This is a genomic window from Acidithrix sp. C25 (assembly GCF_904848545.2).
On sequence record NZ_CAJHCI020000010.1, the window covers coordinates 1,224,127 to 1,237,865 of the forward strand.

12 protein-coding genes and 2 tRNA genes are annotated in these 13,739 nt (G+C 45.8%); 9 read left to right on the forward strand and 5 right to left on the reverse strand.

The features are described from left to right. Nucleotides 1–15 precede the first annotated feature (15 nt). The 5 genes from jag to rpmH form a co-directional block, all read right to left on the reverse strand. Nucleotides 16–1,011: an RNA-binding cell elongation regulator Jag/EloR gene (gene jag, locus ACIDITHRIX25_RS81000; protein WP_052605635.1), complete on the reverse strand. Its 996-nt coding sequence runs from the start codon at nt 1,009–1,011 to the stop codon at nt 16–18. Between the two features lie 44 nt (nt 1,012–1,055). Next, nucleotides 1,056–2,057: a YidC/Oxa1 family membrane protein insertase gene (locus ACIDITHRIX25_RS81005; protein ID WP_052605634.1), complete on the reverse strand. Its 1,002-nt coding sequence runs from the start codon at nt 2,055–2,057 to the stop codon at nt 1,056–1,058. Continuing rightward, the gene (gene yidD / locus ACIDITHRIX25_RS81010) at nt 2,054–2,287 is read right to left on the reverse strand and encodes a membrane protein insertion efficiency factor YidD (protein ID WP_052605633.1); all 234 of its coding nucleotides are present in this window, start codon (nt 2,285–2,287) and stop codon (nt 2,054–2,056) included. Before yidD ends, ACIDITHRIX25_RS81005 begins: the two co-directional genes overlap by 4 nt. 42 nt (nt 2,288–2,329) lie before the next feature. Next, nucleotides 2,330–2,656, reverse strand: coding sequence for a ribonuclease P protein component (rnpA, locus tag ACIDITHRIX25_RS81015; RefSeq protein ID WP_160291806.1), 327 nt, complete (start codon nt 2,654–2,656; stop codon nt 2,330–2,332). A 296-nt stretch (nt 2,657–2,952) separates the two neighbouring features. Further along, nucleotides 2,953–3,087, reverse strand: coding sequence for a 50S ribosomal protein L34 (gene rpmH / locus ACIDITHRIX25_RS81020; protein ID WP_082058636.1), 135 nt, complete (start codon nt 3,085–3,087; stop codon nt 2,953–2,955). Nucleotides 3,088–3,348: 261 nt separating this feature from the next. Here rpmH and dnaA point away from each other — a divergent pair, with 261 nt between their 5' ends. From dnaA to ACIDITHRIX25_RS81065, 9 genes are all read left to right on the forward strand, one after another. After that, nucleotides 3,349–4,764 carry a chromosomal replication initiator protein DnaA gene (gene dnaA, locus ACIDITHRIX25_RS81025; protein ID WP_052605631.1) on the forward strand — a complete coding sequence of 472 codons (1,416 nt, stop codon included), beginning with the start codon at nt 3,349–3,351 and terminating at the stop codon, nt 4,762–4,764. A 227-nt stretch (nt 4,765–4,991) separates the two neighbouring features. After that, nucleotides 4,992–6,095, forward strand: coding sequence for a DNA polymerase III subunit beta (gene dnaN / locus ACIDITHRIX25_RS81030; RefSeq protein WP_052605630.1), 1,104 nt, complete (start codon nt 4,992–4,994; stop codon nt 6,093–6,095). Between the two features lie 138 nt (nt 6,096–6,233). Next, nucleotides 6,234–7,283 carry a DNA replication/repair protein RecF gene (gene recF / locus ACIDITHRIX25_RS81035; protein WP_268749153.1) on the forward strand — a complete coding sequence of 350 codons (1,050 nt, stop codon included), beginning with the start codon at nt 6,234–6,236 and terminating at the stop codon, nt 7,281–7,283. 17 nt (nt 7,284–7,300) lie between these two features. Then, complete coding sequence (locus tag ACIDITHRIX25_RS81040) at nt 7,301–7,642, forward strand: DciA family protein (protein WP_152625999.1); 342 nt, start codon at nt 7,301–7,303, stop codon at nt 7,640–7,642. Further along, a complete protein-coding gene (gene gyrB, locus ACIDITHRIX25_RS81045; protein WP_052605627.1) occupies nt 7,632–9,572 on the forward strand; it encodes a DNA topoisomerase (ATP-hydrolyzing) subunit B in 1,941 nt (646 codons plus the stop codon). The genes ACIDITHRIX25_RS81040 and gyrB overlap by 11 nt, the downstream gene beginning before the upstream one ends. 102 nt (nt 9,573–9,674) lie before the next feature. Then, nucleotides 9,675–12,137 (forward strand): DNA gyrase subunit A, encoded by a 2,463-nt coding sequence (gyrA, locus tag ACIDITHRIX25_RS81050; protein WP_235347729.1) that lies wholly within the window; start codon nt 9,675–9,677, stop codon nt 12,135–12,137. A 65-nt stretch (nt 12,138–12,202) separates the two neighbouring features. Further along, nucleotides 12,203–12,634 (forward strand): DUF3566 domain-containing protein, encoded by a 432-nt coding sequence (locus tag ACIDITHRIX25_RS81055; RefSeq protein WP_201733512.1) that lies wholly within the window; start codon nt 12,203–12,205, stop codon nt 12,632–12,634. 35 nt (nt 12,635–12,669) lie between these two features. After that, nucleotides 12,670–12,743: transfer RNA gene (locus ACIDITHRIX25_RS81060), tRNA-Ile, on the forward strand. A 90-nt stretch (nt 12,744–12,833) separates the two neighbouring features. Then, nucleotides 12,834–12,909: transfer RNA gene (locus ACIDITHRIX25_RS81065), tRNA-Ala, on the forward strand. The last annotated feature ends 830 nt before the right edge of the window (nt 12,910–13,739 follow it).

The following is a 13,739-nucleotide window of genomic DNA, read 5'->3' on the forward strand; positions in this document are numbered from 1 at the left end:
TTTGACTACCGTAACCTATCGGTCACGGTCACGGTCAAAATCTTCAGAGTCGCCATTTGACTCCCATGGCCTAGGCGACACCACAACATAGCGACGTGGTTCACGCCCCTCTGAACGGGTAAAGATACCTTCCATATCATTCAAAACGTCATGGACAATCTTTCGATCCGATGAATTCATCGCTTCAAGAGCCTTTTGACGATCAGAAACCTTAACTTGGTTCGCTACAGAGATAGCAAAGGCTTCCAAGGAAGTTCGACGTCGCTCTCTAAAACCCGCTATGTCCACATTGATGCGAGCATTGGCACGACGAAATCGATTTTGAACAGAAGCTCTAGCCAACTCTTGAACTGAGGCCATTACAAGCCCCTTAGGTCCAATTAAAAGGCCAAAATTCGCATCTCCAGTTATATCGATCGATATTTGGTCGTCTTCCATTGATGAAACAGAGATCTGCCCTGGGATGTGAAACTCCCTCATCAAACCAGCCAGAAACTCTTGAGCAGCTCCCGCCTGATCGACCAACGGAATGGCCTCCTCGACTTCATCTTGATAGTCCTCTTCAGTCATCTTTGTTGGAACCCTTCTTCCGTTACGTTCATTTGAAACTTCTCTAGCAGGAGTTTCTCGTTCTTCAACAACATCGCTCTTTTCATAGTTGTTTTTCTCATTGTTGATTGAAGCAGCCTCTGAACGCCCTCTGCCATTGGAGCTAGTGTGAGTACTTGAATTTGAAGCAGTTGGTCGCTCATTAGAGGTCGATGTTCGTTCACTGGAGCCACCAGGTCGCTCACGCCGACGCCTAGTCCTGCGAGCAGCATCCTTGGAACGAGGAATATTTGGTTTAACTCTAACGCGAATTCTAGCTTCACGCTTTGTCCGACCAAACATGCCAGTCTTTGGCTCCTCTAATACTTCGAAATCAATCTCACTCTCGTCAACCCCTAAAAGGTCAAGAGCGGCTGTCATTGCCTCCTCGACAGATCGACCTGTAGTCTCTACCCATTCCATATCTTGATTTAATCCTCTTTGAATTCTATAAAAGCCGCAACAAACTAGCGTTTCTTTTTCTTGGCTTGCGAGTTACCATTGCGACTTGTCGCTGGACGCGGTCTTGGTGGAGTAGTTCCACCTCCCGAACGAGGAGTTCCGCCATTTCCCGAATTCTTCGGTTGGGTCTGGCCCTGAGCCTCTTTCATTCGATCCATGAAACCTACCTTTGGAGGCGCCACATATGTCCCAGCAGCCTTCTGAGCTTTAATCTCATCGGCCTGCTTACGTGCATCGATTGAATGGCTCCTTAGAACCGGATCTCTCCTCCACATAAACTCTTGCTGGACAATTCTAAATAGTGACGAAACTACAAAGTAAAGGTTTACACCGGCTGGAATGCCTATGTAAATTACACCATAAATTAGGGGCGAATACTTCATAATCGCAGCCTGCTGCGGGTTTGCATTTGCAGCAGCTGGATTTTTGGAGTAAATCTGCCAGGTTGATAGAAATACCAGACCAATCGCCAATGCGACTAGTCCGTAATAAGGAAGAGCATTGATAAAACCAGTGTGAACGTGCGTAGCAGCAGTACCTAAATTCAGTCCGATGGAGTGCATATTGCCATTGGAGGCCTTTAGGTTCTTATAGATCAAAGTCGACTGACCCACGTACTTAGGTGCCGCGGTACCGTTGGGCAACTTGTTGGTAAGTCCACGAATAACGTCGTACATGACAAAGAGAACAGGAAACTGCAATAGCATTGGCAGACATCCACCGGCTGGCGAGACCTTATTTTCCTTAAAGAGCCTTTGCATCTCTTCATTTTGCCGTACCTTATCGCCCTTATGCTTAGCTTGAAGAGCCTTAAGTTCAGGCTGCAACTTTTGCATGGAGATCATCGATCTGGTACTCATGGCGGTAAGGGGCCACAAAAAAGCCATAACCGTTACAGTTAACAGGCCAATTGATAGGGAGTAACTATGCAAAAACCCATAATAGAAGGCGATTAGCCCTGCAATTAAGTCGAATAGGGGCTTGAATAAATCACCCAAATAAGTCATCGAACTACCTTTTTACCGTTCGCTTCGGGTACTGGGTCAAACCCAGATCCACCAAATGGATTACATCTTGCTATACGCTTGAGCGAAAGACCAACGCCTTTGGCTAAACCATGTGTCTCAATTGCCTCAATGCTATAGTCTGAGCACGAAGGAAAGTAGCGACAAGGCGACACTCTGCCAAATCTAACCTTTTGGTAGCCTGCTATGGCACCAAGCACTAACTTCTTCATCTCAAAAAACCTTCACCTTAGGACTACGACCATGGAACTCAACTAGGCCATGGCTTTCTTCTTGACAATCTCGATCAAATCTTCTAGCATCTCTTTGAGATCGTCATAGCTCAGAAGATGGGCGCCAGGATAGACAGATATAACGTACATACCAGAGCCTATAGCATCTTCGCGACTACGAAATATCTCCCTTACTCGCCGCCGAATCTTATTTCGAACGTGAGCCTTGCCGACCTTCCTTGGAACTGCCATTCCGATCGACAGCTCTGAGCCCTTATTGAGATAACTAAGGGCCAAACACTGCTTTCGGCTGCGTTTGCCAAGGTTTCTAACCTCTTGAAAGTCCTTTGATTCTCTAATCGAGTCCACAATTAACTCTCGCTGAAATAACAACTCCGCCCAACAAACCTAGGGACGTCACCTTGTGAACATAAACTCAAAATCATCTATTGCAACGATTTGCAATGCCAAGACTGAAATTAAATAGCAAAAATATTACAAAACTGCCACAACAACACTCAATTTTGCGGTCGATACTAATTTTGCTACCTAAATAACTGGCAATTTCGTAAAAAAAATCGAGCAAACTTAGAGATTAAATCGAGCTATCTATGAAATTTAGATCTATATGGGCGGTGACTATGATCAAAAAGATCCATTAATCCCTAAGCGCTAATATTTACTCTACCCTTGAGTCGACGGGCTTTGAGAACGGCTCTACCTGCTCTTGTAGACATACGGTGTCTAAATCCGTGCTTTTTCGAGCGCTTCCTATTGTTAGGCTGAAAAGTTCTCTTCATCGTTACTACTCCAAAATCTCATAAAATTCGAATTGAATCGCGCATTAGCGCTTTATGAACAAAATTCCATAATAGCCTTATCTAGCCCATGGTCGAACCGCCATCTCATACAAGATGGTCACAAGAGCAAATTCATAGCGAATCGATGGAGAATTACATACTTCGAATTATCTAGAATCATAGTCACCATCTCACATTGGTAACTCAACTTTTATACCCTAAAGACAAACGAAACAAAAAACCGAATACGAGGAAGACACGATGCGCGACGCTGATGAAATATGGAGACTATGTCGCCCACACATTCTCGAACGTATTAGTGAGTCCTCGTGGTATGCCCTCTTTGAGACAATTATCCCAATCGACGATGAAAGCGAATCTCTTACGCTTGTAGTTCAATCGACGATAGCAAAATCTCGAATCGAAGAACGTCATCTCACGACGATTACACAAGCACTCGAGGCGATAGGCATCTCAAATGCAAACGTAACTATTCGCGCAGAAAAACACATCGAAGAGGTGGAAGCGCCACGATCCTCTGGATCAACTCGCTCAAATACCCTTTCACCTCTCTTTGAGCCGACTAACACTTCGGGGGGCTTTTCCGCTAAAGATTCCAAAATTGCTAAAGCCAACGAAACGTCTCGTGGCCTTATCAACCCCTCCCACACCTTTGAAGCATTTGTCATCGGTAGCTCCAACCGCTTTGCCCATGCAGCTGCATTATCGGTAGCTGAAACTCCATCGAGAAGCTACAACCCCCTATTCATCCATGGAAAAGCAGGTCTTGGAAAGACTCACCTCCTCAATGCGATTGGAAATTACTCCCTTGAGAACTATCCCGCCCTTACTGTTAGGTACGTTTCCACTGAAACATTCCTAAATGAATTTGTAGATGCAATTAGAAAAAACACCACTACGGCCTTCAAACGTCGCTATCGCGAATGTGACGTACTGCTGATCGATGATATCCAGTTTCTCGAGAGCCGAGAATCTCTCCAAGAGGAGTTCTTCCACACCTTCAACCATCTACATTCAGCCGGAAAACAGATGGTCATCACCTCGGATCGCCCACCAAAGGCTATTGCAACCCTAGAAGAACGACTTCGAAGTCGCTTCATGTCTGGACTGATAACAGATGTGCAGCCACCAGAGGTTGAAACACGTCTGGCAATTCTTCGGAAAAAGTCCGAGCTAATGCCAAATCCTGTACCTTTTGACGTACTGGAGTTTATAGCACAAGCTATCTCAGACAATATTAGAGAGCTAGAGGGGGCACTTATTCGAGTCTCCGCCTTCGCATCGCTAAATAACCTCGAAATTACAGTTCCATTGGCCAGAGAGCTTTTAGTGGACTTAGTTGACGGCTCAACTCCAAAGACAATCACTCCACAGGAGATAATTGAGACGATATCGTCCTACTATGGCCTCTCACCTCTAGAGATCCAAGGTTCATCAAGAAAGAGACCGCTTGTCGAGGCGCGCCAAGTCGCTATGTATGTCTTTAGAGAGCTCACAACACTGAGCTTCCCTGCAATTGGAAAAGAGTTTGGAAACCGAGATCACACCACAGTCATGCACGCAGTCAACAAGGTGGAATCCAAGATGAGCGAAGATAGAGAGACCTATAACCGCGTCACAGCTCTGCTATCTAAGATAAGAAGTCAACAGCTGTGAATAACCCTGTGGATAAGTTGTGAATAATTGGTAAACGAATGTTGAAAACAAGATGAAAAGTAAGCAATCTTTTGAAACTGCAAAAACACCATGCACAGCCTCGACTAACCCTGTGGAAAAAAGTCCGATAAGTTATATACCACAAGCTGGAACAATGGCTAGATATCCACAGTCCACAGCCCCTATTACTACAGTTATCATTTAAATTTAATTCAAGGAGTTATTAGTTGCGTTTTAGTTGCGAGAGAGACCTCTTATCAGAAAGTATCGGCATAGCATCCAGAGCACTTGAGAGCCGATCTTTTGGAAATGGCGTTCATTTAGACTTAACAGGTGACAATCTGGTAATTTACGCCCATGAAACCGATATTTTAATTGAGGTAAGAATTGAAGTATTGGGTCACGAAGATGGAAGTTGTGTTATTCCGACTCCACTGACCAGCGACCTAATTAAATCTCTTGGGGAAGGCATAGTGGAAATTGATGTTGACGATATGGCACTGACCATGCGTTCACAACGAGCCAAGATGTCTGTAAATCTCGTGGCCGACTTCAATCCACCGTATCTAAGAGACGAGACTGTCGCTCCAGTGACCGTGGATGCGGGCGAACTAAAGGAAGCTTTGGCCCAGGTGATTAGAGCTTCAGCTAAAGGTGATGCTCGAGATTTTGTCTACACGGGAGTTTTATTTGCAGCCATCGATGGCGGCCTTCGTTTGGTTGCCACAGACGGAGTACGTATGGCGATACGAGACCTTCGAGGAGTGAATCTGCTCGAGAGCGATTCGGAAGTTATTGTGCCAGCTCGCTCGCTGACCGAACTTGAGAAACTACTAGCTCTTAGATCTCAAAAAGAAGAGCTTCGTGTATCTGTGGGTGATAAAGAAGCCGCCTTCGAGATTGGTGACTTTTTGTTGGTAACTCGATTGATCGAAGAAAGATATCGCGATTATCGACAGGTAATCCAGCCCAGCTATCCAAAACGGCTCGTCGTATCCAAGCGTGAGATCGTTGAAGCTCTACGCCGACTGCGAAGAATGGCTCGCGAAAATCGAGATATGACTAACCTGAGACTCGACATAACGGAGACACGCCTCTTTATGAGTGTTCATATTCCTCAAGTTGGAACTGCCACTGAAGAGCTAGAGGCAACTTACATCGGCGACGAGGAGATTTCACTTGCCTTTGATCCTGAACTGCTAAATGAAGGAATCGATGCCGTTGGATCTGAGTATGCCGCTCTAGAAATAGTTGCAACCAACAAGGCGGTTAGAATTGCTAACGCAGACAATAGCGACTTGACTTATCTGCTAATGCCAATTCGTCAGTAGGCAGGCCAGCATCTCTCAGCGTAAGTGGATCTTTAGCTCTTTGTGGAATTATTTTGCCCGAGAGTTGATCGACGTTTGTTGAAGGGATCTTTTTGCCCTTAGTGAAATGGAATTGCGCTGTTTGTCGGCTTTGTAGAGATTACTGATTTTAGGAAAGTACGATCGGTAACGATTACCCCTTCTTCCGTGGGCGTTACAGCAATCGTTGGTCGCAATGGTCAGGGAAAGTCCTCTATTATCGAGGCTCTTTCCTATGCGATCACTGGTCGATCATTCAGGGGCGCGCCAAAGGATTCCATGATTACAAAAGAGTGTGAATCCTCCATCGTAAGGGCAAATATCTTTTCTAACCAGCGCGAACTTCTCTTGGAACTCTCGCTAAATAGGGGAGGCTCCGATCGGCTCCTGTTAAATCGGAATGTAACACCACGAAGAGATGTAGTTAGAGCGATTCCGCTCACAGTCTTCACGCTCTCAGATATTGAGATTGTCTCAGGATCTCCTGCTCATCGACGGGAATTCATCGATGACTCCTTGATTTTGATGGGTCCGCGAGCGAGCGAGACCGTAGACAATTACGAAAGATTACTTCAGCATCGAAGCCATATCCTCAAATCACTACAACGAGGCGATGGTAGTGTGGGCTATGATTCTTTGGAGATATTCGACGAATCATTAGCAATTGAAGGTGAAAGGCTGATTCGAATGCGCCTTTCCCTACTGTCTAGGATCGAGCCCATCCTAAATGAGTTGTATGCTGATATAGCGGGAAAAGGTGAGAAGGTCCTAACAAGTTATGTGCCTTCTGTTCGTACGAACTTAATGTCGGATCTGTTAGATTCTCGAAGAGACGATATTAGGCGAGGAATAACGAGCGTCGGGCCACACCGTGACGACATTATCTTTAGGATCAATGGTCTAAATGCTAGATATGAAGCATCTCAAGGTGAGCAGCGAACGTTAGCTTTTTCGTTAAAGATGGCGCTCCATGAGTTGTTGCGATCGCGAATCGGTGAAGATCCAATCATATTATTGGACGACGTCTTTTCAGAGCTTGACGAGGAAAGAATTGAAAAGGTATTGAAACGGACGAAAAGCGCACAGGCCATTGTGACTACAAGTATTGATCATCAAATCGATGAAAAAGTTAATCAAAAATTAGTAATTGAAAGCGGTTCACTTCTGTGAGTAGGTCGATCGAAAGTATGGATGATGCAAGTCTGCATCCTTTTACGAATTCAATTGCAATCGTAAAAAAGATGATTGATAAAAATGACTCGCTTTTATTGGATGAGATTATTCAATCATGGAACGAGTTGGTGGGAGTTCTCATAGGTGCACATTCCAGGCCTACTTTGGTTAAGGATAGTATCTTGGTAGTAGCTGTGGATTCGCCACCAACGAAGACCTCTCTTACCTTGGCGTCACGCAAAATTATCGCTGAATTGACAAGTCGTGGTTATGGCTTTACCGGCATTGAGACGCAATTGCGATCGCGAGTAAAGGCCCAAACTCTAAATCTGGAAGGTGACAACGTTGGAAAGTGATCTAGGGACTACAAGCGTCACAGCCGCTTACAATGCTGACTCTATTACAGTTCTAGAGGGACTTGAGCCCGTTCGCTTGCGACCTGGTATGTATATCGGATCGACAAGCACCTCTGGTTTGCACCATTTGGTCTGGGAGGTAGTTGATAACGCCGTTGATGAAGCCATGGCTGGTCATTGTGACCATATCGTAGTTACTCTTTTAGAGGATGGCGGAGTTCGCGTTAGTGACAATGGACGTGGAATTCCAGTCGATCCACACCCAAGCTATCCAGGCAAAAGTGCAGCCGAAGTTGTTCTCACAGTCTTGCACGCCGGTGGAAAATTTGGCGGTGGGGGATATAAAGTCTCAGGAGGATTGCACGGTGTAGGTGTTTCAGTTGTTAATGCACTTTCATCGAGGTTGGTTCTTGAGATAGACCGAGATAAGCGCTCCTACATGATGTCCTTTGTTGACGGGGGAACTGTGGAAAGAGCCCTCTATGATGTTGGTCGATCTAGAGGCAGAGACCATGGAACTACTGTAACCTTTTACCCGGATTCTACGATCTTTGACGACATTGAATTTCGTGCCCAAACCATTACTGAGCGACTTCAGATTATGGCTTTTTTGAATAAGAGCCTAAGAATAGATTTTTACGACAAGCGAAGTGGACGAAGTCAAAGCGAGAGCTTTTGTTATGCTGGTGGCATAGTCGACTTTGTGGCTCATTTGAATTCGTCAAAAGAGGCGTTATTCAAAAAAGTTGGTTATTTTTCAGCATCTGAAGACACTTCCGAAGTTGAGATCTCTTTCCAATGGAATACTGCATACTACGAGAGCATTCACTCGTTTGCCAATGGAATTTCAACTATCGATGGAGGCGCTCATGAAGAGGGGTTTCGCAAAGCGCTGACGACAGTGCTAAATAAATATGCTCGTTCGCGAGCTTTATTGAAAGAAAAAGACGAGAACTTAGCGGGTGAAGACGTTCGAGAGGGCCTCTCGGCGATTATATCGGTTCGCCTTACAGACCCTCAGTTTGAAGGTCAAACCAAAGGACGTCTTGGAAATGCATCGATTCGATCGATGGTTGAGCGAGCTTCAAACGAACGACTGAGTGAATGGTTCGAAGAGAATCCCAAAGAAGCTCAACTGATTACCTCAAAGGCGATAGCAGCCGCTCGTTCTCGATTAGCTGCCAAGCAGGCTCGTGACCTAACCAGGCGAAAGAGCGCTCTTGAAGGCGCTGGATTGCCAGGTAAGTTGGTGGATTGTTCTTCAAAGAATGCAGCGGAATCCGAGCTCTTTATCGTTGAAGGAAACTCCGCAGGTGGCTCAGCTAAGGACGCTAGAGATCCTAAGACACAGGCAATTTTGCCAATTAGAGGCAAGATATTAAATGTTGAACGTGCTCGTTTGGATAAGATGCTCAAAAATCAAGAGGTCCAGGCATTAATTTCAGCGATCGGTGGTGGGATGGCCGATGACTTTGACGTAAGTAAGATTCGATATCACAAGGTGATCATTCTTGCCGATGCAGACGTCGATGGCTCCCATATCCGCACTTTGTTATTGACCTTCTTCTTTAGACAGATGCGGGCCCTAGTTGAGGGCGGCTTCGTCTACGTTGCACAACCTCCACTTTTTTCTACACGAGTAGGTAAATCCAAGATCTATCTAAAAGATGAGGCAGCTAGAGTTCGTTTTCTGAGTAATTCTCCGAATCATAAAGATGAGTTTCAACGCCTCAAGGGCCTTGGCGAGATGGACTTTGATGAGCTGAGGGATACCACCATGGATGCATCAAAGCGCTCACTATTGCAGATTTCGGTTGAACAAGCAGCGCTCGCTGACGAGGTTTGCTCTGTTTTGATGGGTGATGACGTTGAAGTGAGACGAAAGTTCATCCAGACAAATGCCAAGGACGTTAGGTTCTTAGACATTTAGCTTCTCCTTATCTTGGTGAAGGTGTAATTGGTTGATCATTACTTTTTCAATTTTGGTAAATGATCCCTTAGGTTTTTAGTCGTTGTAGTTAGGAGCTATCAGTTGAGTCCTTCAACGTCAGATTCAGATGGCGGAATAATCGGCTCGGTGGAGCCGATTGAGATTCAAGAAGAGATGGAAAGATCTTTCTTAGAATATTCGATGTCGGTAATTGTATCGCGAGCCCTTCCAGATGCTAGAGACGGTTTAAAGCCCGTCCATCGTCGTATTCTTTATTCGATGTTTGCAGAGGGGCTACGTCCCGATAGACCTCATGTAAAGTGCTCCAAGGTAGTTGGCGACGTGATGGGTAAGTTTCACCCTCATGGTGACTCGGCTATCTACGAAGCATTGGTTCGAATGGCGCAGGATTTTTCGCTACGCCATCCGTTGATCGATGGTCATGGTAACTTTGGATCGCCAGATCCAGATACTGGTGCAGCAGCAGCTCGATATACCGAGTGCCGACTGACTCCGCTAGCTCTTCAGCTGATGTCTGGAATCGATGAAGATACTGTAGATTTCATTCCGAACTACGATGGTTCCGAGCAAGAGCCCTCTGTTTTGCCTGCTCGTTTTCCTAACTTACTGGTCAATGGTTCTCAGGGTATCGCGGTTGGAATGGCCACCAATATTCCTCCTCATAACCTTGAGGAGGTTGTTGACGCAACGATCTACCTGATTGATAATCCAGAGGCTACGCCAGACAATTTGATGACCTTCGTTAAAGGGCCAGATTTCCCAACTGGTGCTCAGATTCTGGGACGCGCAGGAATAATTGATGCTTATCGAACAGGTAGGGGTTCAATCAAGATGCGGGCACTCGCAGAGATCGAGGAGACTCGCACCGGCGGCCATCGCATAGTAGTAACTCAAATTCCATACCAAACATCGGTAGAGCAGATCGAACGCAAGGTAGCGGAACTCGCTAACAACCGTGAACTCGAAGGAATTCGAGAGGTACAAAACGACTCAGCGGGAAGAGTCAACCGTCTGGTTATCGACCTAAAAAGAGATGCCAATCCCAATGTCGTCTTAAATAATCTCTTCAAGTTGACTCCAATGGAGTCGCGATTTAGCGTCAACTTGCTAGCGATCGTGGATGGTGTTCCAAGAACCTTGAATCTTGTTCAAGCTTTACGAGCCTACATAGATCATCAAATTGAGGTAGTTAGGCGACGAAGTGAGTTTCGACTCGCTAAAGCTAGGGCTAGGGCGCATATCGTTGAAGGTTTACTTCGATGTATCGATCAACTAGATGCAGTTATTACACTTATTCGGGCTTCAGACGATCGACAAAGTGCTCGAAGCGGACTTATGGGCGAGCCCTTTCTTTTTAGTGAAATTCAAGCTAACCACATCCTAGATATGACACTTGGGCGTCTAACAAGACTTGGTCGCACTGAACTTGAAAATGAGATCTTGGCCCTTAGAGAAACAATTGCCTTTTTAGAGAGTCTTTTAGCCGATGACGAAGCCGTAAATGGGGTTGTAAAGTCCGAACTGATCTCTGTTCGGGATGAATTTAAGAATCCAAGGCGTACCCAAATTGTGACAGATCCAGGTGACTTTAGTGACGAGGATCTTATCGAAGATGAACCGCGGGTTGTAATCTTAACCAAGAGTGGCTATATCAAAGCCATGAGTTCTGACTCATTTAGAACCCAGGCCCGTGGCGGAAAGGGCGTTCAAGGAGCCAAGGTCAAAGACGAAGATGTTGTCTCTGAGGTTCTTCATACCAATTCGCATAGCTATCTTCTCTTCTTTACCAACAAAGGTAAGGTCTATCGAATTAAGACCCATGAACTTGGTGTGCGGGAGAGAACAGCTCGAGGGATGGCACTTGTCAACTTGCTTGCTTTAGATGCTGATGAATCTGTTGCAACTGTTTTGGATACCCAAACATATTATCCAGATTCATTCCTGGTCTTCTTTACCAGGATGGGCTTAGTCAAAAAGACTAGGTTAGCTGAATACGATAAGTCACGCCGTGAAGGTCTGATCGCTTTGGCACTACGTGATGGTGATGAATTGGTAAAGGTCTTGGTGGTAGCGCCCGATAGTGACATATTGGTCTTGACGAAACACGGCATGGGAATAAGGTTTGCCGAATCGGATGTGAGGCCAGTGGGCAGAAGTGCATCTGGGGTGAGAGCCATTCGTCTTCGAATTGATGATACTGTAGTGGCAGCGATTGAAACCGGTACTCGATCTGAAGTTTTAATGGTTACAGGAGCCGGTTTTGCCAAGAGGACAAAGGTGGCGAGATTTAGCGTTCAGACCAGAGGTGGTCAAGGTGTCCGTGCAATTCGATTGACACATGCCCGAGGAGAGCTTGTTGCAGCTTTTGCTACATCTGCTAACGATGAGGTGATTGTAGTAGCATCTGGAGGTACGACAATTCGAACTACGGTATCTTCAATTGCTGATCAGGGTAGAGACGCGACGGGTGTTAAGATAATCGAACTAGATTCGACTCAGTTTGTAAGTTCGGTTACACCTGTGGTACCGATAGAGTCCGAATAAGACGGCGGATAAGTGCCGACATAACACCGAGGCGCCAAGAGTATGAAAGGTAACATCCTAAAGAGATGGTAACTGAAAGAGCTACACGTCAACGGCCTGCGCGGCCCCAGATAATCGCGCGAGAGCAAAAGCAGCGTCGGCAACCCAAGCCGACGCAGCGGATAAAAATTAAGCACATATCATTAGTCTCCCTTTTGAAGGTCTCCTTCTTTTTTTACCTGGGTCTAGTTATTGTTGGAAGTTTGGCAACGCTCGTTATCTGGTCGGTAATGGCATCAGGCGGATATATTATTAAATTGAATCACCTGGTTGATCAGTTGTTCGGCACAACTAATTACAGTGTTTCACTGTCACAGGTTATGGTTATCCAACTAAGCTTTGGCGCGGTATGGGTTTTGATCTCTACGGTTGTAACTTTTGTCGGCGGGGTACTCTATAACCTGTCCTCTGAAATAGGCAACGGTATAGGTATTAGCATCATGGACGACAGCAAGTAGTCATTTACCTGCTAAGTTGTTCATGTGACTTTTTTGGGGCTATAGCTCAGTTGGTTAGAGCGCAGCACTGATAATGCTGAGGTCGCTGGTTCGAGTCCAGCTAGCCCCACTAGATATATTTTGATATCTAGATGGTCACTCTTGAGATAATCAAGAACAACAGGGATAGGTTAATTAGATTTATTCTTGTTGAAAATCTGGGGATGTAGCTCAGCTGGAAGAGCACCTGCTTTGCACGCAGGGGGTCAGGGGTTCGAGTCCCCTCATCTCCACCAGGTATCCCTATGAGATATATTGGCCCTTCAGCTTTTAGCGGGGTCCATGTGTTATTTGGCTCTCCCAACCATCATGTGGTTCTCCAACCTCCCCCAACTGATAAGTGACGCCTGCACGATAAGAACTTTGGGTCTTTAAAAACATTTAATGAAATGTGTAGAAGCTCGTGACCCCAGTTATTTAGACCGGGCGACAGACCATGAAAGCGGCTCTTGCGTTTCTGCCGGGGTGGGGTACTCGATTTCATACGCGGTAAGACTCTTTATCTAGCCCTAAGTGATCTTCTTTATCCGATACGTATCGATAGTTGCGCTGTGGATGAGACCGTATGGAACTATTTAGCCCCAGTTTCGGCGTGCGTCATGAATGAAAGAGGTTGTAAATCATGTAGAAGCTGATAACAATCACACTGCAATGCTACATAGATGATGGAGGTAGGCCCTCCGGGATCGCCTTTTGGGAGGAGATTCCAAACCACCGTACGGGGCATTAGCTAAAGACTGTTGTCCAAAGCGGTACGGAAAAGTTAGAGCAATGACTCTTTCAGGTATGAGTTAAGAAGACGAGTGAAAACAAACCACTGACGAAGCGTTCGAAATTGGTATGGATGATGTCGAAACCGAGGGACGTCGAACTTTCGGGACAACTTGGAGACTAACCCAATTAGTGCTCCTTGGGCATCCGGCGTGTAGGTGGCGTGAGCTTAACATCAGGCGTTTATGTGGAACATGAGAACCCAGTCCTAGACGTTCTTGGCTAAGCCCACATGGGCTAAGCCCAAAGATGAGGAAAAACCTACAAGTTGCAGATCAACAAGAGGGAAAGTACC